25 protein-coding genes are annotated in these 25,077 nt (G+C 32.1%); 2 read left to right on the top strand and 23 right to left on the bottom strand.

From position 1 onward, the window contains the following. Positions 1-46: 46 nt before the first annotated feature. From CXF54_RS04510 to CXF54_RS04560, 13 genes are all read right to left on the bottom strand, one after another. Positions 47-481 carry a hypothetical protein gene (locus CXF54_RS04510; RefSeq protein ID WP_157823387.1) on the bottom strand — a complete coding sequence of 145 codons (435 nt, stop codon included), beginning with the start codon at positions 479-481 and terminating at the stop codon, positions 47-49. 93 nt (positions 482-574) lie between these two features. Then, a complete protein-coding gene (locus CXF54_RS15690; protein ID WP_157823388.1) occupies positions 575-739 on the bottom strand; it encodes a hypothetical protein in 165 nt (54 codons plus the stop codon). 100 nt (positions 740-839) lie between these two features. Next, a complete protein-coding gene (locus CXF54_RS15695) occupies positions 840-989 on the bottom strand; it encodes a hypothetical protein (protein WP_157823389.1) in 150 nt (49 codons plus the stop codon). A 79-nt stretch (positions 990-1,068) separates the two neighbouring features. Then, positions 1,069-1,449: a hypothetical protein gene (locus tag CXF54_RS04515; RefSeq protein WP_101202625.1), complete on the bottom strand. Its 381-nt coding sequence runs from the start codon at positions 1,447-1,449 to the stop codon at positions 1,069-1,071. Between the two features lie 7 nt (positions 1,450-1,456). Continuing rightward, the gene (locus CXF54_RS04520) at positions 1,457-2,296 is read right to left on the bottom strand and encodes a hypothetical protein (protein ID WP_157823390.1); all 840 of its coding nucleotides are present in this window, start codon (positions 2,294-2,296) and stop codon (positions 1,457-1,459) included. A 20-nt stretch (positions 2,297-2,316) separates the two neighbouring features. Beyond that, positions 2,317-4,464: a retron system putative HNH endonuclease gene (locus CXF54_RS04525; RefSeq protein WP_101202627.1), complete on the bottom strand. Its 2,148-nt coding sequence runs from the start codon at positions 4,462-4,464 to the stop codon at positions 2,317-2,319. Positions 4,465-4,484: 20 nt separating this feature from the next. Next, entirely contained in the window at positions 4,485-5,849 is a 1,365-nt protein-coding gene (locus CXF54_RS04530) for a restriction endonuclease subunit S (RefSeq protein WP_101202628.1), read from the bottom strand. Beyond that, on the bottom strand, positions 5,850-7,253 hold the full coding sequence (locus tag CXF54_RS04535) for an N-6 DNA methylase (RefSeq protein ID WP_101202629.1): 1,404 nt from the start codon (positions 7,251-7,253) through the stop codon (positions 5,850-5,852). It lies immediately after the preceding gene. Further along, entirely contained in the window at positions 7,254-8,492 is a 1,239-nt protein-coding gene (locus CXF54_RS04540; protein ID WP_101202630.1) for a PD-(D/E)XK nuclease family protein, read from the bottom strand. Positions 8,493-8,527: 35 nt separating this feature from the next. After that, on the bottom strand, positions 8,528-11,779 hold the full coding sequence (hsdR, locus tag CXF54_RS04545; protein WP_101202631.1) for a type I restriction-modification system endonuclease: 3,252 nt from the start codon (positions 11,777-11,779) through the stop codon (positions 8,528-8,530). 355 nt (positions 11,780-12,134) lie between these two features. Then, positions 12,135-12,488, bottom strand: coding sequence for a DUF6567 family protein (locus CXF54_RS04550; RefSeq protein ID WP_232782571.1), 354 nt, complete (start codon positions 12,486-12,488; stop codon positions 12,135-12,137). Positions 12,489-12,653: 165 nt separating this feature from the next. Next, positions 12,654-13,379: a hypothetical protein gene (locus CXF54_RS04555; RefSeq protein WP_101202633.1), complete on the bottom strand. Its 726-nt coding sequence runs from the start codon at positions 13,377-13,379 to the stop codon at positions 12,654-12,656. A gap of 404 nt (positions 13,380-13,783) precedes the next feature. Continuing rightward, positions 13,784-15,160 carry a sugar porter family MFS transporter gene (locus tag CXF54_RS04560; RefSeq protein ID WP_101202634.1) on the bottom strand — a complete coding sequence of 459 codons (1,377 nt, stop codon included), beginning with the start codon at positions 15,158-15,160 and terminating at the stop codon, positions 13,784-13,786. 356 nt (positions 15,161-15,516) lie between these two features. Between CXF54_RS04560 and CXF54_RS04565 the strand changes: the two genes are divergently transcribed. Together CXF54_RS04565 and CXF54_RS04570 are read left to right on the top strand one after the other, a co-directional pair. After that, entirely contained in the window at positions 15,517-16,350 is an 834-nt protein-coding gene (locus CXF54_RS04565; protein WP_101202635.1) for a universal stress protein, read from the top strand. Between the two features lie 133 nt (positions 16,351-16,483). Next, positions 16,484-17,254, top strand: a complete 771-nt coding sequence (locus CXF54_RS04570) for an RNA polymerase sigma factor (RefSeq protein ID WP_101202636.1) — start codon at positions 16,484-16,486, stop codon at positions 17,252-17,254. Between the two features lie 114 nt (positions 17,255-17,368). Here the strand turns inward: CXF54_RS04570 and CXF54_RS04575 are convergent, their stop codons facing one another. From CXF54_RS04575 to CXF54_RS04620, 10 genes are all read right to left on the bottom strand, one after another. Beyond that, complete coding sequence (locus CXF54_RS04575; protein ID WP_101202637.1) at positions 17,369-17,833, bottom strand: pyridoxamine 5'-phosphate oxidase family protein; 465 nt, start codon at positions 17,831-17,833, stop codon at positions 17,369-17,371. 97 nt (positions 17,834-17,930) lie between these two features. Further along, on the bottom strand, positions 17,931-19,154 hold the full coding sequence (locus tag CXF54_RS04580) for a metallophosphoesterase (protein WP_101202638.1): 1,224 nt from the start codon (positions 19,152-19,154) through the stop codon (positions 17,931-17,933). 34 nt (positions 19,155-19,188) lie between these two features. After that, on the bottom strand, positions 19,189-20,082 hold the full coding sequence (locus CXF54_RS04585; RefSeq protein ID WP_101202639.1) for a mechanosensitive ion channel family protein: 894 nt from the start codon (positions 20,080-20,082) through the stop codon (positions 19,189-19,191). Positions 20,083-20,104: 22 nt separating this feature from the next. Next, on the bottom strand, positions 20,105-20,398 hold the full coding sequence (locus tag CXF54_RS04590; protein ID WP_101202640.1) for a chaperone modulator CbpM: 294 nt from the start codon (positions 20,396-20,398) through the stop codon (positions 20,105-20,107). Positions 20,399-20,400: 2 nt separating this feature from the next. Further along, positions 20,401-21,294: a DnaJ C-terminal domain-containing protein gene (locus CXF54_RS04595; RefSeq protein WP_101202641.1), complete on the bottom strand. Its 894-nt coding sequence runs from the start codon at positions 21,292-21,294 to the stop codon at positions 20,401-20,403. Continuing rightward, on the bottom strand, positions 21,295-21,495 hold the full coding sequence (locus tag CXF54_RS04600) for a hypothetical protein (RefSeq protein ID WP_090840403.1): 201 nt from the start codon (positions 21,493-21,495) through the stop codon (positions 21,295-21,297). A gap of 84 nt (positions 21,496-21,579) precedes the next feature. Continuing rightward, positions 21,580-22,254, bottom strand: a complete 675-nt coding sequence (locus tag CXF54_RS04605) for an ABC transporter ATP-binding protein (protein WP_090840405.1) — start codon at positions 22,252-22,254, stop codon at positions 21,580-21,582. Beyond that, complete coding sequence (locus CXF54_RS04610) at positions 22,254-23,516, bottom strand: ABC transporter permease (RefSeq protein WP_101202642.1); 1,263 nt, start codon at positions 23,514-23,516, stop codon at positions 22,254-22,256. Before CXF54_RS04610 ends, CXF54_RS04605 begins: the two co-directional genes overlap by 1 nt. After that, positions 23,516-24,595 carry an efflux RND transporter periplasmic adaptor subunit gene (locus CXF54_RS04615; protein WP_101202643.1) on the bottom strand — a complete coding sequence of 360 codons (1,080 nt, stop codon included), beginning with the start codon at positions 24,593-24,595 and terminating at the stop codon, positions 23,516-23,518. Before CXF54_RS04615 ends, CXF54_RS04610 begins: the two co-directional genes overlap by 1 nt. After that, on the bottom strand, positions 24,592-24,975 hold the full coding sequence (locus CXF54_RS04620) for a hypothetical protein (RefSeq protein WP_101202644.1): 384 nt from the start codon (positions 24,973-24,975) through the stop codon (positions 24,592-24,594). The genes CXF54_RS04615 and CXF54_RS04620 overlap by 4 nt, the downstream gene beginning before the upstream one ends. Positions 24,976-25,077 lie beyond the last annotated feature (102 nt).

Below are 25,077 nucleotides of genomic sequence, written 5' to 3' on the forward strand. Positions count from 1 at the left end.
GAAGCATCTATTAATAATTCAAAATGTGTTTCCATAAAACCCAAGGTTAATTATTGTTTGATTTATCTCTCATTGCTTCTTGTAATTCTTTACATAAAGTTTTAAAATTAGGAACTAAATCTTTTAAAAATTCATGATTAAAAATAAACTCGTTAGAAACATTTATCGAGATATTTTTATTGCTTCCAATATATTTATCTATAAAAACATTTTTGCTCTCATATTTACCATAGTTATGGATGATGTTATTACGGATGGATTGTAAAGCCAAAAGCTCATTCCAAGCTTCTTCCTTTTTTGTATTAAACTTAAGACCTGCTTTATTAATTAAATAAGTACGTATCTGTTTTAACAAACTACCTTTGTCTCTTTTTAATGATGGATTTAAATTAAAATGTGTATTTATCCAGTCGCATAGTTTTATAAATCGAAGTTCAAACATACTCATTACTGTTACCAAAAGAGAATGCCTATTAAGCATAGGAAACACGTTTTCATAAATATCTTTTGCTTCAAACAAACTACCGTCTATACCTCTAAAAGAGGCAGTGATAATAGCATTATAATCATTAACCTACTCAAATTCAACCTTTTTAAGGCTGTGAAATTCTTTTATAGCAAAACTAGTACTAATTTCGCTTTGCTCTATATAGGCTGAGATTAACTCAATATCTGCTGCTACAAAATGATCATACCAATTGACAACTCCTCCTGTATTAAATTTAATTATTTCAAGCATAACTTATAACTCTACTGTTTAAAATATTAATAATTAATTTCTCGTATAATCTTTACACCTTCAACATTCGTAAACACAGTATGTGTTAATGATTTGTTTTTTATATTAAATTATACTTTTCAATTTGCTCAATTGGAAACAATGTACCATTTCTCGCTAACACCAATTCTCTTCTTTCTGTTGATAATACTGTCTTCCTTTTTTGATCGTTTAAAGCACTTAAATTTGTTCTTGTAGGTATTGTTTTCATGGTTAGTGAATTTGTTTTTATTCCTATAAATCCTCTAGATATTTATCATCTACTTTTAATCTTGCTATCATATATATAACTATAAATTTTTCCTTTCTCCAGTGCCAATATGCAAAGGACATAACAAACCTGCTGTTAACGCTTCTAACAAAGAACGTTCTCTTGCGTTTTCAATTTCTATAAATTGAAACTCAGCCCAATCTCTAAGTGAAACATTATTAATTTGCATATATAATTTAGAAAACGAAGATTGATTACGTACATGATTTAGTAAACGTTGATTTAAACCATTTCTACCTCTATTTGTTTTACCAACATGTAAAGGTGTTTTGTTATTATCATAAACAATATAGACCCCTTGTTTAGCACTTACATCTATTTTACCAAAAGCTGGAAATGTGTACACTTTAGATTTTAATAGTTCTTTATGTAGCAACATTATTTTTTCTGACTCTTTCATAAAAATTTTACTTTGTATTTAATGCTTTAATTATATTTCTTAATTCTACTAACTCTTGTCTTATTACAAAACGTACTACACCTAAGTGCTCTTTGTCAATTTTTCTTTGGGTTTTTAATTCGTCAAGTTCTTCATTCAATGTTTCTAAAAACTCCAGATCATTTGGATATTGCAGGTGTTTTTTAAAAGCTTTTCTTATCCTAATTAACTGCACTGTTACTTGTCGCCAAGTTTCTCTTCTATCCTTATGTAACTCACTTCTTAACAAACCAAACGTTTCTACAGAAGCCTTAACCATTTTTACTTCCTTCTCTGATATATCTTTATTAGGAAAAATATGTCCATCTTCATTATATGCAATAATTTTTTCAGGTTTATCAATACATGGATTAATAAGTAATCTCACTTTCTCTTCTTCTATTAAAACATTACCATAAGTCACTCTCATCGACTCATCTATTAGAGGAAAAAAATCTAATTTACCAGCAACAAATTTTTCTTCTAATTCTGTATTATGAGTTCCTGTTCTATTACAAAATGCGCAAGCAGCTAATAAATTATCCCAATCAGCAGCTAACCAATAATAACCTCTAATTTTATCTGAATCTTTAAAATTGACTTTTGTTTTTGGGCGAAAATGCTCTTTATCGATTGGAGAAGTTTTGGCTATTTTAGATTCACAATAAGCGCACTTTTTATTAAATAAATTCTCTAGTGCTTTTTTAACTTCTAGATCTTTAAATAGTTTATGTTCAAAAGCTTTTGTTTTGCCATCAGTTATATAATGCTTATGCGCAGATAGATGTTCTGCATCTGCATCATTAGTAAGTACATCTGGCTTTTTCACTTTATTTCGGTTAATATAGATCATTCGTCTTCCAAGTCATTTAAAAAATCATCGATTAGTTCAATTGCTTTATCTTTAACTTCCTTTTCCACTACTTTTCTAGAAAATGGTTCTTCTGATTTTTTTTGTTTTGCTAAAATCTCGTCAATTGCTATGTATAATAGCTCTTCACGAAACGTATCTCCTAAGTGGTTTTTATCTCGTAGACTTTTTTTAAGATCATTAAGTCTTCTTTTTTCACTAATTTTTAACGTGTCTTTATCTTTATATAAAAGTTCATAATACTCTTTAAATTCTTCTTCCATTTCTGGATCAACTGTACTAAATAACCCAAAAAACTCAGAGGTTAATAATTGATCTGCTCTATATTCTGAAGGGTTAGGCAAATCTGTTAAAACTTCTAATTCTCCATTATTAGACTTTAGAACGTACGTTTCATTTTCTTCTATGCCTTTTAAACATAATGGATCATGTGTAGTTACCAAAAACTGAACATTAGGAAATGTTCTTCTTAAACGTTTTACAATTTGCATTTTCCATCTTGGATGTAAGTTTGCTCCTATTTCATCTATAACAACAAACCCTGAAGCATTCTCTATACTTTCATTATTGAATAATAAGCCTTCTATGATATTACAACCTAAGGTAATTACAGACTGATAGCCATCACTTAATTGATCGAAAAACTCTTTTCTACCTGAATCATTATATTGAAACCAAACTTCATCCTTATGTAGTTTTCTATGTATTCTAGCTTTACCATCAAGCATCATTAAATCTAACAAAGCAATAGCTACAAACTCAAATTGTTCTGGTGTTAATGCCAAAATAAATTTTAAAGCATTATGCAATGGTACAGATGGTTTTATAAAATTATCCACAAAACAACCTCCTTTAAACCTACTATTATAATCATCGCTTTTACTGGAATGTTTAAATGGACTAAAAGCAATAATTGTACTATTAATAAAATAATCTTTCGGTAATAAATAATTAGCTCTAGTATTTTTTGAAATTGAAGCTTCTGCCATTAAAGAATCTTCAAATGAAATAATAATTCTAGCGTCTTCTTCTTCGTAATTTCTATTAACCTCATTTTTATTAAATCTGAGTCCGTTATAATTTCTTCCTATTAATGTTTTTAATGTTGCTGATAATGCCGAACTTTTTCCTACTCCATTTTCACCTATTAAAATGGCCCATCCTGCTTTTTTGCTCTTTGTTCTTTTAAAATTTATATTTAACTTATTAATGGATCTATAATTGAATATTAGAATATTATCAATTTGAAATCTACTTCCAGGATCAAAATCAGGGTCACTATCCCAGGAAGCCTCAGATCTGTCAATCAATTTTAATTTTCGCTTGAAAGAAATATCTGAAATATTTTTTAGTGGATAATTTAACTCATTAATAAATTTACGAACTAAAAACCTTCGTAATCCTAGATAAGGTTTATCATCATCCTCAAAACTATTTTCTAGTAAACTTATAATGTGATTAAATCTGTCTTTTGATTTATCTGTTGATTCTGAAGAATTAATTTCGGATAGAAAAGCATTTGTTTCATGCACAATCTCCCTTCTTTTTCTTACTAATTGTTGACGATTTAAGTTTAATAGCTCAATTGTAATTTTTGCGCGTTCTGTTAATGGCAAAATCTCTCCTGTTTCAAGATATTTAAAATACTCTTCTGGGTTTTCAAATTCTGGATCAATAAAAATTGGTGCTTCTATGTTAAAAAGTGTGTCTTTTGCATAATAGTTAACAGTTGCTCTTTTTTTATAAATTGGAAAATAGTTTCTTTTATTAGTATTACATTCTGAACATGAAGGCAAAAGGTTATTCCATTTTAAAGCTAACCACCAATAATGCTCTTGTGATATTTTACCGCTTGTGTTTGCTGCTGCATAATGTGGTCTAAAATGGTCTATAGTTGCTTCTAAGGAATCTATTTTAGATTCACAATATGCACATTTATAATTAGTCTTTTTTAAAAGTTCAACTTTAACTTCATCTAATTTAATTTGTAAATCTTGTATTGGAAATTTAGATTGACTTCTTTGAGCTATTGGTTTAGAAAAATGACTAGTTAATATATTTTTTAAATCTTTAAACTTAGCCGATTTAAAAAAAGTAGGCTCTTTTACTTTTGTGGTTTTTATCATAATAGCGAATTATTGATATTTTATTTCTTCTTCCTTTTAACAGATTGCTTCGTGCCTCGCAATGACTCTTTTAGTTTTTTAATCTCCTCCAACAAAACCTTTGCACTACCATCTGTATCCAACTGCGCTATCAACTCGCCTTTAAAGGCTTTAGCCAAAATAGCTTGTGGTAAATTGTCTATTTTTGTTTTTAGGCTTTGGTATTGGGCTTCTATAGCATCTGCTTTAGCAAATAGATGTTCTACTCGTTTTACGATTTCGGTTTGCTCTTCTTTTGGTGGAATATTTATTTCTAAATTCTGAGTTTGAGTTTTAGTCAACGCTTGTCTTGTAACTCCATAATTTTCATTGAAAATATAATTTTGAATCAATGAAGATGCTAGATACATATTTACATATTCTGGCGAATTATCGTCATTTAATCTAATGATAGTTACATGTTGATTTACTCTACCTCCAACAATACTTTTCTCTGCTATACAAACTCTTCCAATTGAAGCTCCTGTAATATTCAACAAAATATCATTTTCTTGAATAATTACATTTTTTAAACGTTCAGCTTGTTCTTCATCAATAAAAGCTAAACCTTTTGATTTAATACCGTTAAAGTGAATGTTCATAGATCGAACTAATGGAATACCTTCTTCCTTATAGCTTTCTGAACCTCCCCTTGGAGTTGAACCACTACCAATCTTAGTTGTAATATCTTTTAGATTAACTATACTCCATTCCTCCAACTCCTTCCCAACACGCCATTCCTCAGTAAGCTTACCTGTTACCGCTTGGGTTAACACCGCTTGTCTAAAGTTTTTAAGGATTTGTGGTATGTTGTTTAAACGGGTTTTAAGTGTGTCTAGATACCCAAATAATTCGTCTAACTTGGCAACAATGCGTTGTTGTTCTGGTAGTGGTGGAATTTTTAGTTTAATTTTTTTTACATTTCCAATAGGTAATTGTTTAAGAGCTGTACCTGTAGTCAAATTATTCATTTGATCAGTTACATTTACATCTTGTAACTGATAATATAAAAGTTTCGACTGAACCTTATCGATACATCTAAACCATGCAAGTTGAGAGTTTAAATTTGCTTTCTCAAAACTATCTGGTAACATAGCGACTTTTCCAATCATTCCTCTATTTGCACATAAAACATCACCTTTCTTTAAATGTCCTTTTCTTAACTGTTCGTGTTTCTCAGGTGATATATATAACATATCTTTCATAGAAACTATACCCTTTTTAAAATTAACACCTCTAATAAAAGGAATTCCTTCCGAAAGCATTTCTTCCTTTTTAGGGTATTTTCCTGAATGATTTCCATCACCTATTAGACAAATATTACCTATTTCAGTTACAATCCAATTATTTGGTAACTTCTTCTCCATCTAGTGTAATGCTTTAATTATAGCATTCAACTCCTTGGTAATGCTGGTTAATTCGGTTAACGCTTCTTTGGCAATATCTATAGGTTCGCCAATGTCTTCGGCTTTGGTAATGCTATCGTCTGCTATTAAACCTAAATCTAGAGAATCATTCTTTTTAGCAATGGTTTCTCTAGTTATACAGCTAAAACGTTCGTCTTTAATTTTATTTCGGTCTTTGGCGGTATAGGCTTTTTCAAAGTCTGCAAAATAGCTTTCAGTAAACGGTGTGCGTTTTCCAAAGTTGGGCATATTGGTACGCATATCGTAAAACCACACGTCTTTAGTGTTTTGTTTATCACTGGTGCCACGCTCAAAGAATAACACGTTGGTTTTTACACCTGCTGCGTAAAAAATACCTGTTGGTAAACGTAGAATGGTGTGTAGGTTGCATTTTTCCATGAGGTCTTTACGTACGTTTTGTCCGTCGCCATCTTCAAACAATACGTTATCGGGTAATACTACTGCTGCTCTTGCGCCTCCTCTGGTATGTAAACTACGGTATATACCTTGTAAAAAGTTTAATTGCTTGTTAGAGGTTGGATAGACTAGATCTGTTCTGGTTGGTCTGTCTCCTCCTTTTTTGGTTCCAAAAGGAGGGTTTGCTAAAACTAAATCTTTGTTTTTGATGTTTTCACCCAAACTACTTAAAGAATCTCCTAAAGCAATATTACCACCCATACCGTGTAAAAAAGCATTCATCATGGCTAAACGGTGGGTATCGCCTACCAATTCACAACCAGAATATTGTTCGGTTTGTAAGTGTTGGTTTTCTGCATCACCAAGGGTGTAAATATCATTATGTTTTAAAATATAATGATGTGCGGCAATCATAAAACCATAGGTTCCACATGCAGGATCGTTAAGGCGTTCACCTACTTTTGGATCCATTAAACGCACCATCACGTTAATTAAGGGTCTTGGTGTAAAGTATTGTCCTGCTCCAGATTTTTTTTCGCTTGCATTTTTTTCTAATAAACCTTCATACATTTCACCTAAACCTTCGTCTTTGGCCTCAAACCAATCCAGCTCGTCTATGTGTTTTATAATCTTACGTAGGTTGGCAGGTTCTTGTATACTGGTTTGTGCGTTGTTGTATATTTTTTGAATGTTACCTGTGCTTTCTGTACCTAAGTGCAGTAAAAGTTGGCGATAAAAAGTAGCAAGTTCTATTCCTTCTTTTTGTTTTAGGTCTTCCCAACGATATCCTTCTGGCAATTTATTGTTATAGTCGGTTTCTTCTGCCATTTTAAGGAACAGAATAAAGGTAAGTTCGTTTAGGTATTGGTGATATGTGATACCATCGTCGCGTAATACATTACAAAGGTTCCAGAGTTTATTTACTATTTCTTGCGTTGATAATGCCATTTATATGTTTTCTAGTTTTGCTTTTAATTGGTTGATGTCGTTTATGACATCAGTAGTTATTGTGGTTGTGGTCGCATCCAATATTTTTCTATCTGCTAAGTTAAAAACGGCATCAGTATTGAATGCTCTAAAGTCTAAAATTTCTTCTGTATAACGCCAACCTAACCAATATTCATGGTTTTTATAATTTGGGTTAATTTCTTGAACTAGGTTTTTATAATCACTATATTTTTCTTGATTAGAAATTCCACCTTTTTTATCATCTTCAATTGTAAAACCGAAGAAAATTTTGTGATCTACTTCTATTCCAAAATGAATTGAAATGTCACCTTTATGGAAAATTTTAACCATAAAACCGTAATTTCTGTCTTTGTTTCTACTATCTTGATAATAGCTTCTTACATTCTGCCAAGAAACATTTTTTTCATTAATTAAATCTAATTCATTTTCTTTTAATTTCTTTTCCAATTTTTCTTTTAAACTTTTCCAAAAGAGCCATTGGATTTTAATTTTTGCTGCTGTTAAATTTTCTGCAATTAAAGAAGCGTTTTTTAGGCTTTCTTTATTTTCAACTATGCTATCTGTAATTTCCTTATTCATAATATCGTTGCTTGATTGCCCTGTTAATGTTTCAATTAAATTTAAATAATGAGAAATTCCTTCTCTTAATAATGGTAATTCAACTGCTTCTTTTCTACAAGCTACTAACCAATCTTTTATATCGTATTTATACGAGATTAATTTAAAGTCTTTTTCAGGGTCTAGCTTGTTTTTATCATCAAATTCATAACTATATTTAGCAGGTTCATTACCAAATAACGTTAAATAAAAAAGGTTGTTTTCGTTATGTTTGTAATACCTTAATAATTGACTTTTTTGGTCTGAAGCATATATTTTATTTTCTATTGTTATGGCCCTTCCTCTGTTATCCGATATAAAAATATCGATAAAACCTCCTGTTGTATCTGTAACGGTACCCACATGTTTTTCAACTTCTACAGTTGCCCCCTTTGTGTCAATTTCTATTTTATATATTTCTGTAAACAATTTTAAAAAAACATCTTGTTGTCCATGAGAACCTTCTGGGTTTAATAATTCTGCAATAAATCTTGAATGTAATCTTACTTCATCTGTAGTAACATTTATTACTTTAAACACATTAAAATTACTACCAGATGCTTCTGCCAAATGCTGATATTTTTTCGAAATTTCAGCAACTTTTTTTAATAAATTCTTCATTCTTTACTATTCTATTTTAGCAATTTCTCTATCAATTAAGCGTACAAATAGCCATTTAATTCTTTAATAATTTGTTCTGTTTCGTTTTTAAACACTTTGTCTAAGCGTTTTAAACCACCATCTACACTAAAAGGCGGTTTGTTTAAATCATCTAAAGTAATGATGGATTCTTTCTGTAATTGTGCTTCAATCTTATCTAGCCATTTTAATTGAATTTGATTCCAATCGTGACTTGTTTTTAGTTTTGCTACTGCATTAGCAATGCGCTCTTGATGGCTTACTAAGTTCTCGCCTAAAGCAGACGTACGAATATGCGCAATAATATCTGCTACTATATTAGTATTAGTCACTTCTTTATATGCTGTGTTTAGATTGTTTTTATTGAAGCCTTGTGTGTCTAATATTAAACGTAACTCCTTTAGATCACTACGTGTTAAGGTGCTTGGTTTTGTACAGACAATGTTTAAGGCTGCGATTTCGTTTCTATTATTATTTATAAACTCGGTAAACGATTCTAAATAATCTTTAGGTTTTAGATTTTTCTCGTAAGCACGAGATACTTCTTCTACTTTATCTTCATGATCGCTATATAAAGTATTATAATTTAAAGCCTTACCTTTTTCCCGATCTAAAAACTCCCATAAATGACTATAGTTCTCAATAGATTGGTTTACATTTTCTATGTCTATCGCTTTTAGTTTTTTAGCAAAATCTCTAACTGTAGGTTCTCCAGTTAAAATCTCAAACTGTTCTTTTTGTTGTTGATTAAAACCAGAGACTTTACGCTGTATTTTAGCTATTATTCTGTCTAGCTTTGCTTCCTTGGAATAATCGTCTTCTATAATTGCTAACTCTTCTACTAAATGTCCAAAAGTTTTAGTCACTAAAGGCGCAACGGGTTTCATAACCTGTTCTTTTGCCATAATCTCTGTAACACCAACGCAATCGTAAATTTTAAAGACTTCCTTTCCAATATCATCGCAACGCCTTGTGGCACGACCCACCATTTGATCGTATAAAATACGAGAGTTTACGCGACGTAAAAAGACTAGATTAGAAATGCTTGGCACGTCAATACCAGTTGTTAATAAATCTACTGTAACTACAATACTTGGGTATTGGTCGTTTTTAAACTTGCGTAATAAATCTTCTCTGTTATAAACTTCTCCTGTAATTTTAACAATAGCGTCTTGGTCTGCTTCTTCCCCTAATTCTGCCAATTCTTCATATAACAATCTAACAATAGTATCTGCATGTGCGTTAGTAGCTGCAAAAACTAAGGTTTTATCTTTATTTTCAGGTAGAATGCCATAGGTAGAAATCAACTCGTTTAAAATAACACGATTAAAGTTTTCTGTAATTACTTTTCGGTTAAAACCTGTGATTTCTACTTTAATTTCGTCTTCGGTAACACCTAAATCTTTAATCTCGTTTTCTTCTGGATCGTAGATTTTTACCTCATCACCTTTTTCCCAAACAATTCCTCCTTTAGATAATGTTGTCTGAAACACATAAGGTGGTTCGAAATCTATTAAATAGCCTTCTATAACCGCTTGTCGATAAGAATACATAAATACAGGGTCTCCAAATATATCTTTGGTATGTAATGCAGGTGTTGCTGTTAAACCAATGCGATAGGCATCAAAATAATCTAATACCATGCGGTATTTACTTTGAAAATCAATTTGGTCACGAAGGATAAATTCTTCAGCATCCATTTCTTTATCCAACGTATAACCTCTATGCGCTTCATCTACCACAATACAATCATAATCTCCAACACTTGGAGAATTATCAGAATATGCAATACGTTGCACCATACCTTGCACAGTTGCAAAATGAATTTTTGTATCGAGCTCTGAAGCCTTATCTTCTAAATCTTGTAAATCATAAATTTGCGCAAAGGTTTGTAAACCTTCGATATGAACTTCTTTAAATGCATCGGCTGCTTGATTACCTAACATGCGTCTATCTACTAAAAATAAAATACGTCTAAAGCGTCCAGACTTTATTAACCGGTAACACATACCTATCATAGTACGCGTTTTACCTGTTCCTGTGGCCATTGCTAATAAAGCACGTCTATCTTCTACGTTAGTAAGAATTTTATGTTCTACAGCTTTTATAGCATCAACTTGATACTCTCTTAGTCCTAAACCACTAGGGTCAGATAATAAATCGTAATCTGTTTTTTCTAATTTTTCTACGCCTTCATTTTCATCGTAATTCAGTTTTTCTACTAAATCTCTTGGAGAAAACCAGTTTGGCAAAGGTCTAGCTAAATTTTTCTGATCTCTTCCATCCCAAAACCAAATACCTGAGGCTGTTTTAAATTGCTCTAAATATGGTCTTCCATTAGTAGAAAACATAAATGGCACTTTATAATTCTCACTATTTGCATGCTTAGGAAATGAAATATTCTGATCGTTAGTCACCAACTCGCTATATGTTTTAGCTTGCCCTAAGTCGCTCATTACATTTTTAATGTGCTTTTTAGCCTCTACAATACCAATTAACTCCAAACCATTAAACAAAGCATAATCTGCCCATTTACTTCCACACCTCCATTCGGCAATAGCCATTTGTTTCCCTTTTTGAGGTAATGATTTATTAGATTTATAATTTAATGTTTGTGTGTCACACGCCCAACCAGCATCCCTTAGTTGTTTATCAATTCGGTCTCTAGTTTCTGCTTCGGTCTCTTCTGTCTTTTTAGCTTTAGCAAAAGCACGTTCCTTGCGTTCTTGTTTTGCTTCTTCAGAAATTTGAGTATGCTCCTTTATTTTTTGTTCGTAGTTATCTACTTTCTTTTTTAAAAGTTCCAACTCCTGCTCTAATTCCTGAGCTCTGGAATCATCAACAACAAACCAAGACTCTTTAGGTGCTACATAATCTTGTGAAACGTCTTCGTTTTCATAAACTTCAACAAACCATTTAGTTAAATAAAATGTTTGTCTAAGCATATATCTCGCTTCTGCTTGTGTGCCTTCTCCTGTATGAGACGCTTTATTTCCTGATTTTCTAATGGTATGAAAAATCGAGATTATCTCGGAAGGTGTCTCAGAGTTATTAGCTAAAATTGCTAATCTGCTTATTTGTTTTTTATCGAAGGGCTCTTCTAATTGCTCAAAGTCTAGTAATATACCACATAGCTTTTCCGACAGGATTCTTAATTTAGCTAAAGTAGTGCTTGGATCTTTATAACAATTTTGCTCTGCCAACAATGCTAATTGTAGCAATGAGGCATAGGATTCTCCTAGGAAATTAAAATTTGTCTTCACTTTCATTTGGGACTTATTATAAAAACACCAATAATCATCAAGGCTTAACTGTTTTTGACACCTTAATGTTTTATTAATTTAATTTAAACTTAATCAATCAGCAACTATAATTTTAAAGGGAGAGTTTAAATATAAGACCTTTTTAAAAACCCACATTACGGAAATCCTCAAAAAACGGTATTTTTTATTGGGATACGTAAACACAAACCTTTAGATAAATATAAAAATCTATCTAACAGCTATTTAGAAAAAACATTAATTTACAAAACACATTAAAAAAAATAAAGCCTTGCTCTGGTTACGCAAGGCTTTTGTAGTGTATAAATCTAATTGATTAATAGCATTAATTTATAGCACTGTTTTATTCTGTAAACTCTACTATTTGTCCTGAGACGATCACTTTATATTTATTTACAAATAAAAAGCCTGATGTTTTAACTTCTACAATCTCGTTTACTACAGTTCTAGCAGCACCTTCCATACCTGCTGATTTTAGCATTTTTGCTTTAGCCTCTGCAATTAATCCGTTTTTAGCTAATCCTCCAATTCCAAAAATATAGGTGGCTTGCGCTTCACCTTTAACGATTTGCACGACTTTAAAATTCTTTTTAGTTAGTACAACTTCGGTTGTGTTTTGGTTGTAGTTTTTTGGTAAACCATAATGGGTTGCACAACTGGATAGAAACAACGTCATTACGAGTAATAAGAAAGTCATTTTTTGCATAAATAAATATTTGATTTTTTAATAACCTACTCCTTTTTATAGTCTGTTTTCGGCTTATTCTGACTTGAAGCGTCAAACATACCGTGTTAAAAAAAGAAAACCTTACGGTTTCCCGTAAGGCTTGTAGATTGTGTGTAAAATCAACACTTATTTATACTAATCTTCGTCAAAAAAGAAGTCGTGTATTTTTATAATATCTCCTCTTCCTATTTGTACGAGATCACTAGTTGCTTTTAAAAATATTCCTAAAGAGCGTTCGTTATATAATAATTTCATTTCTGAAGAGTAATCTGTAACAACATACATATCTCCAGTTAATTTAAAGAATGGTATAACCAATTTACTTTTAACTTTTACGCCTTTATTTACCACTTTACCTTCTTTTAAAGTCACTTCTAAACTAGCTTCATCACTTTCTCCGGAAGAGACTTTAACATAAGCCACCATCATATTTAACCATTCTGCGTCATCAATTAAATACCAAGTAACTTTTTCAAAATCAATACCATACTCACTTATCCAACCACTACTAGTAAACCCAAAAAGCACTTGTTTTTTACCATCTAATTCTGGCTTATCTGCTGGTGTAAATTCTTGAATTTTAAACGATATTACAGATACAGCGGACATATCTTTTAATTTTTTGCCATTAAAATCTAACGTTTTAAGAGAAAAACTGGTTAGTTCTGGTCTATTTGTTAAAATCCATTGTGTAGCTGTTAATTCTGCTTTTTCTTTCATTTGCTCCACTGCAGCAATACCTGCACCAATAGCCAGAAGCCCTCCTGCAATACCTGCTGCCGCATCTCCTTTATTTTGTGCGTAAGTTTGTTTTGGTAATACCATGATAAGTAGTAATACAATTAAAAGCGATTTTTTCATTTGTAAATAATTAGTTTAATAACCTACTCCTTTTTATAGTCTGTTTTCGGCTTATTCTGACTTGAGATGTCAAACATACCGTGTTAAAAAAAGAAAACCTTACGGTTTCCCGTAAGGCTTGTAGATTGTGTTATTTTATTTATGATTTACAGGTCTTTATCTTGTTTGACAAAGCTCTTTTTTTTTGTTTTCTTGACAAGTAGCTGTGTTTACGTTATAAACCAAATAGTACTATTACCACCGACGCTTGCCCCGCGTTAAGGATGGAAATGGCATCCTTTTTTACGTAAGTTGGTGGTGTTGTGAAGCATGAGCAACGCCCAAACCAACTAGTAAAAAAGATATAATGGACAGCCTGACGCACGTTTGCTACCAAAAGCAAACGTGGGTAACGCCCAAAACAATTAATCCCAGAATTGCTCTATCTCCTCTAGTGTTTTTCCTTTTGTTTCTGGTATAAATTTATAGGTTACGTATACGATAACTAGTATAAAGGCTATGAATATAAAGTATGGCAATGACCCGTTCCATGGGGCACTATTATTAGTCTCGCTACCCATAACCATTGGAAAGGATTGTGATACCACATAGTTTGCTGCCCATTGTGCTGCAACTGCTACGGACATGGCTACACTACGGATTTTGTTTGGAAACATCTCTGATAATAAGACCCAAACGACTGGTCCCATGGATAGTGCAAACGAGGCAATAAAGATTAGCACGCCTATTAATGACAGCATACCAACGCTTTCTTGTTGCAGTGTTACGCCTAATAATAAAAACCCGACGATCATCCCTATTGATCCAATGTATAATAATGGTTTACGTCCAAATTTATCTACTGTAAACATGGCTACAAACGTAAATACTAGATTGACAAAGGCTAATAGTATTTGTTGTGCTAGGACGTCTTCTTTTCCAAACCCTAAGGCTTTCTCGAAAATATCTGCGCCATAATACATGACTGCATTGATCCCTGTAAATTGTTGCAACATAGATAATACGGTACCTATGGCGATGATAGCTAATATGGCTTTTGAGAAATAACTGACTTTTACGCCTGCGTCTACTTGGTTTAACGATTGTTTGATTTGTAGTAGTTCTTTTGAGGCGATATCGGCTTCGTTAATTTTTTCTAGTACCACTAAGGCTTCGTCGTCTTTTCCTTTTAAGGCCAACCAACGTGGGCTTTTTGGTACAAAAAATAATAGGACTAAAAATAAGCCACTTGGTATTAATTCTGACCAGAACATACGACGCCATCCAAATGCGATATTCTCTGTTTGTGTTAGGTTGTTACCAATATAATAGGTGGCTAAAAACACGATAAAAAATCCGATTACTATGGCTAATTGGTAATAGGTTACCATACGCCCACGGATGTTTGATGGTGCGATTTCGGCAATATACATGGGTGCGTTCATGGACGCCACTCCGATACCTAATCCTCCTAAAATTCTGAAAAAGACTAACATGCTTACCGACTGCGGAAACATTTCTGGTAAGCCTGATCCGTAAGCGGATAATGTAAATAGTAAAGCTGATATTATTAAAGACCATTTTCTACCAATTTTAATGCTTAAAGGTCCTGCTATGATGGCTCCGAAAAAACATCCTAAAAGGGCACTTCCTACGACCCAACCTTTTAAGGCTGCGCTTAAATTAAAATGCTCTGTTAAGTAAAATTGTGCTCCGTTTATGACACCCGTGTCATATCCAAATAGTAAACCTCCTAATGCCGAAACTGCAGCTATTAAAAGTAAAAAAACGCCTTTTTTCATGTTGTTTAGTTTTTAGTTAGTACATCAATATAACAATTATAATGTGTGGGGTTTGTCAAAAATGTGCCCTGTATGGTTTTTGTATAGGTGTATTGTTGTCTTTTTTGAGCTATACTTGACAAAACACGTCTAAATGGTATCCAAAATCTGATTTTGTAGTGTTGTTTTTGATTGCTTTTTTGTTGTTTTTAGGTGAAATTCTGGCCTGATTTGCGATACTATGCGGTACTTGTTTTTATAATTATTTTATGGTTTGATATGACTTATATCATTTTTAGAACTCGGCTTTTAATCTACCTTCGAGGTATAATTAGTGTCTAGCGAAAACACTATTTAAAACCCTATTTTTTTTAGTTATGAAACAATCGATTTTAATTCCAACTGACTTTTCTGATAATGCTTGGAGTGCTTTATTATACACTTTGAATTTATATAAAAATGAAGCCTGTACCTTTTATTTATTACATGCCTGGTCCGTTAAATCTACCACACGCACTTATATTACCACAAACTATATTGATACTTTAAAAGCGGATGCTGAAAAACAGTTATTTGACCTTAAAAATCAGGCGGATGCTATTGATCAAATTTCTAAGCATACTTTCGAGATTATTTTTAGTACCGAAAAACTGCACGATGCTGTTGACACTGCGGTTAAAGCACATGATATAGACCTTGTTTTTATGGGCACCAAAGGAAGCTCTAAATCCAAAGAAATCTTATTTGGGAGTAATACCATTACACTTATAACAAAACTGAAGCTTTGCCCGATGGTTATTATACCTGATGGTTATGCGTTTGTGCCACCAAAGCAGATGGCGTTTGCAACGGATTACAGTCGGTTTTTTGGTAACGAGCTACAGCCTTTAAAGGACTTTAGTAAATTATACGATTCCAAAATTAAGGTGGTGCATATCTGTAAAGACAATACGCTTACGGATGCTCAAAACTATAATTTATCGATGCTACAGGCTAATTTAGGAGATTATCCACACAGTTTTAATTGGATAAAAGATGTTAGTAATAAGACCGAAGCGATTAATACTTTTATTAAAGATGAGGCCATTAATATCCTAACACTAATTAATTACGAGCATAGCTTTATTGAAACCCTTATTAACGAACCGGTGATTAAAAACGTGGTCTCCTATCCTACTATTCCGCTTTTAGTAATCCCTGCTATTGGGTAATTTAAAACAAAAGAAACATCCTATAAAACACAACAATTACGGGACTTAAAGGGCGCCTTTAAAAGGTTAAACTTTTCTTATTTGTAATTTTAATTTTGATAAAAACTGTATCTTTAAAGTAAACCATAACCTTATGAAATCAAACACTAGTAATTACCAAAACAAACAAGAATACCGTCTATTTATACAAGAATCGTATACTAATTTGGTAGCTTTTAAAACTAAAGGTGATAAAACAGCTTTTAACGCTTTAGTTTTAGAGATTCTGCCAACGTTAAGGAATTATATAAATAGAGGTTTAAATGTATTTATAAGTAACGGACACTTTAGTAAAGGAAAATATAAAGGTGATGATATTATCGATCAGCTTTTTATTGAAATTTATGATCATATTGACGAGGTAAAACAGGCTTCTGATTTTTATGCTTGGTTGTATCAAAAAACAGATCAACTAATGCAAGACATTAAAGTGGAAGAAGAATTTAATGAGTTGTTTTTTAAAAATATTGACACGTATTCTAAACCAGAATGGGATGCTATGGAAGAAAAATACACCAAAGATGCAGATGGCGATTTTTTATTAATTGAAGAATTAACAGATCCGTCTTACAACCATAATGATTACGAATTAAAACCTGTTTTTATTGAAAATGATGAAGCCGATTTTATTACTAAAATAGATAAGCAAATCAATAAAGACACTGTAAAACGACACACCAGTTTTGTGGTTAATAATTTACCTGCAGCTATGCGTCATGTTTTTGAGTTATATACTAACGAAAAACTAACACTAGAAGAAATTGCATCTATAAGACAACAAACGTTAGACGATGTGAAGCAGCTTTTAAAAGATGCTAAACGCGCTTTACAAGTTAGTCTTTACAATAGGTATTTATCAAACTAATACTATATTACATAAAAAAAAGAGCTATTATTTATTAGCTCTTTTTTTATGCTTCTAATTTGATTTTGATTGTGGCTGTTATTGTGATTGAGATTGTGATTGTGATTATGATAATTACGCTCTAAAATCTAATCGTTTTTTACCTGTTATGTCTTCAATTTTAATAATAAATACAGCCGGCACATTGTCTTTATAAATCTTACTAGAAAAATCGCTGATAAAATTAGCCTTGCTATGCTCCTTTTCTAATATCACAGCTTTAATTCCTAAAGAGAATTTATGCAAGTAGGCTTTTGCATCACTTCCAAAATGCTGTTCAAAAACCCCATGTACTAAAACAGATTTCCAATCGGTAACAGTATCCACATCAGATACTAATAAGGATACGGTTGGATGTTTACGCATGGCACTCATTTTATGCCCATCTCCAGAATAACAAATAATAGCATTAGATTCTTTGTCAAAATAATAAGTAATAGGCACTACAAATGGTCTGTTATTATAGATATAACCGATCTGACCTATATAATTATTTTCTAAAACATACTCGATTTCTTTGGTTTCTAAATTTTTAAACATCCGTGATTGATTTAAGGTTATACTAGCTTTTGGTTGCGCATTGTCTGTTTTGCAACTGAAGTAATATTATTTAAAATTGCAGTTAAAAACTATGATATTAATCAGTTGTAGATTTTAATTCAATACAGGTGATTTCAGGTCGCATCCCAACTCTACCAGGAAAACCCAACCAACCCAAACCACGATTAACATAAAGGTATTGTCCGTTAACTTGGTATAAACCTGCCCAATGTTTGTGCTTGTATTTTATAGGACTCCATTCCTTTTTTTTAATTCTAATACCTGCTTGCATACCATGTGTATGGCCTGATAAAGTCAAAGCAATGTTGGTTTTATCTAAAACTTCTTCGGTCCAATGCGTTGGATCATGAGATAGCAAGATTTTAAACGGAATGGCTTCCGATTGGTGTAAGGCTTTTTGTAAATCGCCATATTGTTTAAATGGTGGATTGCCCCAGTTTTCAATACCTAAAATAGCTATTTTGTCTGTGTTATGTTCAATTATATCCGCTTGATTTAATAAAAGCTTAAAATTGATGGTATTAAAAAACTGTTTTATAGTTTCAAAATTAGCTGCTTTTTCTTGTTCGGTTTGCCACGTACTGTAGTCGCCATAATCATGGTTTCCTAAAATGGCGTATTTCCCTTTTTTTGCTTTTAATTTTCCTAAGGTATTTTCCCATCCTTCCAATTCCCAAGCATAATTATTTACCAAATCTCCAGTAAAGCATATGTAATCTGCATTTTCGTGATTTATTTTTTTTATAGCTTTATCCAAAAGATGGTAGCGGTAATTAAAACTACCTAAATGTAAATCGGAAATTTGTATTATTTTTAATCCGTTAAACGCTTTTGGCAACTGCTTAAACGTAAGGGTTACATGATGTACTTTAAAATGATACGCCGATTTAAAAATAGCATAAGCAATAACAAAAAATGGCAAAAACCCAGCAATTAAACCTATTAAAGGAATGATAATATGCGACTGTTTTTCTGAGATGATATAGTTTGAATAATGTAAAATAGAAATAACAACTACAAATATTATTTTAGGAATAAAAGAAGACACTGTCAGTCCATATAACGAAGAAATAAGGCGTTGCTTTTTCTTTACAGCCACATGATCAAGTCTTACTTTTAGTATGATAATGGCAGTAATTAAACCTATAGTAAACAGCCAAAACACAACATTGATTGTTGTTACTAAAACCTGAGACGACATAAGTTGTGTTACAGATTGCAGCCAATAAAACGCTAAAGCATCAATAACTAAAATAGCAAAACACAATAGTAATATTTTATAAATGGAATGACTACGCATACTGATTTTAAGTCCTTTAAACGTTTACAACGTTTTATTTTTTAATTTCTATTTCAGGGATTTTAATAAGTTCTACTGTTGCTGAAGCTAAAACAACTTTACCATTGGTAGCTTCGATATCTTTTCTAATCAGATCGTTTAAAAGATGTTTAGTAACTCTCCTTTTTTTATAATCGACGATATAACGCAAATTAAATTGAATCCAATTATCTGTTAACGTTGTTGCTAGCGTCGGCTCTACCATTGCATCTTCTACATAATATTTAGACACGACTTCTGTCCATTTATCTTTTGAAGCTTTAGTATACTCCGCTAACGTTGTTGTTGCAGCGCTAATAATTATACTTTTAGCCAACTCGATATCAGAACCATAACGGATTGGTAAATTAAACTCGTCCCAAATAAAAGGAAAATCTTTAGAGTAATTATACACAGGCCCCTTAAACACAAAGGCGTTACTCAGTTTTACAATGCGCCCTGTATAATTATCGCTTTGCACCCATTGTCCAATTTCCATCATAGTGGTGTAAATACTATCCACATCAATAACATCTCCTTTAATACCGTTAATCTCTATACGATCTCCAGGCTCATACACTTTTACAATAAAAATATATACGGACCCTGCAATGCTTAAAATTAACTCTTGTAGTGTAAATGCTAATCCCGCAGACAGCAAACCTAAGGTTACCGTAAAGTCTTTTATACTTCCCGTAAAATATAGAATAGTGATAACACCAAGGATGAAATAGCCCAGTAACTCAATACCTTTTTGAGATTTATATCTTACTGAAGTATTGGCTATGTTACGTTTTAAAAAGCGTCTTATAATTTGTACACATAGCAATACAAACAACACTATTACACTATATTTTAAAATACTTTTTACAAGAGGATAGTCTTGAAACAACTGTTGTATTGCGTCCATTATTTAATATTAGTATGACCTATCAATCTTCGTATAGCCTTAATTTATTATTAAGCGATGTTATTTCGCTTTGCAAGGTTTCGACACGTTTTAATAAATTATATACTGCATCCAAGCCTTCCAAATTGATGTTTAAATCATAATGCAAACGCATCATTTTTTCGACTTCATTAATTTGCGTTACTTTAATATATTGGTCTTGCTCTGAAACTACAATTTCTATTAGTTCGTAATCCTCTAACTGGTTAATAAACGTTGTAGGCACATCATAATGCGTGCAAAAAGTGGTTATAGAAATTAAATCTGTTACTTCCATAATTATCTTAATTTTTGAAGTTCGGTAAATAATGCTTTCTCTTTATCAGTAAGTTTTGTCGGCGTTTTTATTTGGTATGTGATATACAAATCTCCAAACTGTCCTGCTTTTTTGTACTTAGGAAACCCTTTGCCTTTCAACTTAACCTTTGTTCCGTTTTGAGTTTCTGGTTTAATAGTTAATTTAACTTTACCGTCAAAGGTATCTACCATCAAATCGCCACCTAATAATGCGGTGTATAAATCTAAATCTACTGTAGCATACAGGTTGTCTTTATCTCTTTTAAAGGCGGTAGTATTAGTAATTGAAAACTGAATTAATAAATCACCATTTGGTCCGTTATTTGTGCCTTTACCACCGTGTCCTTTAATCTTAATCGTTTGCCCGTTTTCTACTCCTGCAGGAATAGTAATTCTGATATTTTTATTGTTAACAGTCAGCGTACGTTTATGGTCTTGGTACACATCTTTTAGATCCAACTGTAACTCTGCATTAAAATCTTGACCTCTAAATCTTGAAGTGCGTTGCCCTCCTGACGCCTGACCACCAAACATGTTACCAAAGATGTCTTCAAAATCATGCTGACTATAGCCGCCCGCTTGACCAGATTGACCTTGATACGCACGTTGTTGCTGTTGTTGCTGGCGTTTTGATTGCTCGTAAGCTTCAGAATTTTGCCAATGCTCTCCATATTGATCGTATTTTTTACGATTTTCAGGATTACTCAACACCTCATTAGCTTCATTAATTTCTTTAAACTTTAGTTCAGCATCTTTATCATTCGGATTTAAATCTGGGTGATACTTACGTGCTAGTTTTCGGTATGCTTTTTTTATATCTTTTTCGGACGCTGTTTTGGAGAGTCCCAATGTTTTATAATAATCTACAACTGCCATTTATTTTGATTTATGATGTTCGATATGTTCTTTTAATGTGTTTAAATAATCTTGTAAAACCGTAGGATTTATTTCTGGATGCTCCATAGAAGGAATCGTGCTTGGATCTTCTTGCAAAAGCGCATATAACTCTGGATAATTTTTCTCAATTTTAAAAGTTAAATCAGTAATTTCTTTTATTAATTCCTGCTCTGTTTTCATATCCTAAATAGGTTTAATTATTATAAATGTACTTTTAAAGTTACAAGAATAAAATGATAATAATCAGTTTTAAGGTGTTAATAGTTAGCTAATTATTTTACCATCTTCCATCGTGATAATACGATCAGTACGTTTTGCAAAATCTTCGTCATGGGTTACAATTAACAAGGATAAATTTTCTTCCACACTTAGCTTTTTAAAGATATTAAACACATTATCTGCATTATGGCTATCTAGATTCCCTGTGGGCTCATCCCCCATAATTATTGACGGATTATTTATCAGCGCTCTCGCAATAGCGACACGCTGTTTTTCGCCTCCAGACACTTGAGACGCACGTTTATGTGCTAAATGTTCAATATTTAATATTCTTAGTTTCTCAAGCGCATCTTTTTCTATGGCTTTGATGCTTTTTTCGCCTAACTTTTTAGCAGGCAACATCACGTTTTCTAATACTGTAAATTCTGATAATAAATAATGAAACTGAAAAACAAAACCAATGTGTTTGTTTCTTATAACAGTTAATTTTTGTCTGCTATCCCCTGTTATTAACTCGTTATTCAAATACAATTCACCCTCATACTCTGTATCCATGGTAGACAAAATGTACAATAGCGTAGATTTCCCACAACCAGACTTTCCCATTATGGAGACAAATTCGCCTTTATTAATTTTAAAACTAATATCCTTTAGCACGTGAAAAGACACTGGCTTTTTAAAGTATTTGTTTATATTTTTTGCTTCTAAAACGGTTTCCATTATTGTCCTCTTATTATTCTTACTGGGTCTATTTTTTTAGCTTTAAGCGAAGGCAAATAGCCTGCAAAAAAGGTTGAAATAATTGCAAACGAAAACCCTATGACATAATACCAGACACTAAAATCTATGGGATACGTTTCTACTTTTGCTAATGCGTCCGTTTTAAACGGAATGGTGCTAATTATATTAGTAAAAATCAAACCGATTAACAGTCCTAAAAGACCTCCAACTATTCCAATAATTAAGGCTTGACTCATAAAAATATACTGCACATCATTGCCTGAAAAACCGACTGCTTTTAAAATGGCAATGTCATTCATTTTTTCATAAATAAGCATGCTTAAAATGTTATAAACGCCAAAACCTGCAACAATCAATAACGCGATAGAAACCGCGTAAGTAATAAGATTTCTGACATCTGTACCGGTTTCAAATTGTGCGTTAGCGGTTTTAATATCTATAGCAGTTACATTAAATTGTTGTTCTATTTTTTTAGATAATGGCAATGCCTTTTCAATATCATAAAGCTTGAAATTAATATCTGTTATGTAATTTTGTGCTTCACCTAAAATACGTTGCACTGTTTTTAAATTAACAAAACTTTGAATAGCATCAACATCCGAAATACCACTTTGGTAAAGACCAACAATTCTTAAAGGAAAAACATCACCTCTTATTGTGCTTATCTGAATACGATCACCAACCGATAACGCCATTTTTTTGGCAATACCTGATCCTAATAATATTCCATTTTCAGTATTTTTAAGTTTCTCAGGAGAACCTTCAATAATATAATCTCTAAAATTAAATAATCTAGCTTCTTCCGTAGGTTGTATCCCTGTTAAATTACCAGCAATTTCAATAGAACCTGCGATATAAAATATTTGTGTTTTTATTTGCGGAATCGCTCCTTTTACATCTTCATTCTCATTTAAAAAAGTTATAATAGGTGTAGCATTGTGGATTTTTTTCTGACTTAACTTTGGTTTGATAGAATGCACCACATTTAAGCTGTTTTTAAAAGCATCATAAATATCTACAGGTTGCTGTTTTGAGGGTTCAATTTCATTATAGACATGTATATGTGGGGTTTGATTTAAAATTAAATCGTCTAACATATTGTTTAATCCAGTCATAAAGCTAACCAAAGTAATATACGCACCAATACCAAAAGTAACGCCCAAAGCCGCAATAGCAGTAGATTTAAACTTAGTTAACAATTGCTTTTTTGCAACATCAAGTATGACAGGCCAGTTTACCATTATTCTGGTTTATAGATGTAAGTGTCTTTGGTAATACCGTCTAAAACCTCAATACTTTCAAGGTCTCCTAAACCTGTAGTAATGGTTACTAAACCAGCATCAGTTTGCACCTGGTTATTACCGGTGATATAACTTTTAGGGATGGTTAGCACATTTTGTTTTTTAGAAATAACAATATTTGCTTCGCCAGAAAGTCCAGGATATAATACATCAGGAGGATTTACAAAAACAGCTTCGACTTTAAAGGTCTGATTACGCTCGTCCTTTTTAGGATAAATTTTGGACACTTTACCTTCCAAGACTTTACCGTTATAAGCATCCAATGTTATTAATACGTCCTGATTTTTAATAATTTTGACAATATCCACTTCGTCCACCAACATTTCAATAATAAAAGTAGAAGCACTTCCAATGGAAGCTATAGGTTCCATAGTGTTTATAAGCTCGCCAGAGGCTTTATAAAGGGCATACACCTTACCATTTATAGTGCTTTTTACAGTAAAGTCTTTAGTGTTAATTAAAGAGGTTTGATAGGTGTTTTTTGCTTGTTTAACATTGGTGTTTAACTGATTTTTAGTTTGGTTATATTTGTTTTTAAGTAATGTCCAGCTGTTTTTTGATAATTGATAATTTAATTGTTTGTTATCAAAATCAGCTTTAGAACCTATGTTTTGATTCCAAAGATTTTGTTGTCTAAAAAAGTTAACCGAATCGTTTTTATATTTCAAATTAGCAGCTTCAATTTCATCTAAAATTCCTGATAAAATAGCCGCACTCCCATTGTAATTTTCTTTAGCCAAATCCAAAGCTAGTTTTGCGTTTTGCGTATTTAAAACTGGTGTGTTATTAATAATCTGAGAGAGGGCTTGTCCCTTTGTAACTAAATCACCTTCTTCTACTAAATTTTGATCTAAAATACCTGCAACACTAGCGTAAGCTTGATATAAACTATCGGGTTGTATTGTTACAGATGTATATACAGACTCCGTTAAATCTTGGGTTGTAGGACGTGTTTTTTCTGTATCTTTTTTACAAGACCACAAAAATAAAATGGCTACAAAAAACAAATACTTTTTCATATCTTTTTTAATTCGATATCTAACTTAGCTAATAGTATTAATTCGGACTTATTTCTACCAGAAAAACGACTCGCAATAGCATTTGCTGTTTGTAATACCAACGCTTTTGTTTTGGGTGTAAAAAGGACTTTATTTGTTGTCATATAGCTCAAAAAGTTATCAAAACAGACCTCAGCCTCGTGCGCTTTTGTATCATGTAACCAATCAAACATAGCCACAATAATATTGGCATTATTAGAATGCGACCACGCTTGCTTCACAACCATTTTTAAAGTCTCAATTTCTGTAGCTTCTACAACGCCATCTGCATTAGCTATAGCATAAAATAATTCTCCAAGATTTTTATAGAATAGCGTCGTACTATCTTGCTTATTTTTCATCCCATTAATTTAACATCCAAAGTAATCCTAATGCATTACCTAACACATGATATTAATCAGTTAATACAGTTATAGTGCCTTTTTTTTTGTATTTTGAATTTT

Source organism: Olleya sp. 1-3, assembly GCF_002836085.1.
GTDB classification, from domain to species: domain Bacteria; phylum Bacteroidota; class Bacteroidia; order Flavobacteriales; family Flavobacteriaceae; genus Olleya; species Olleya namhaensis.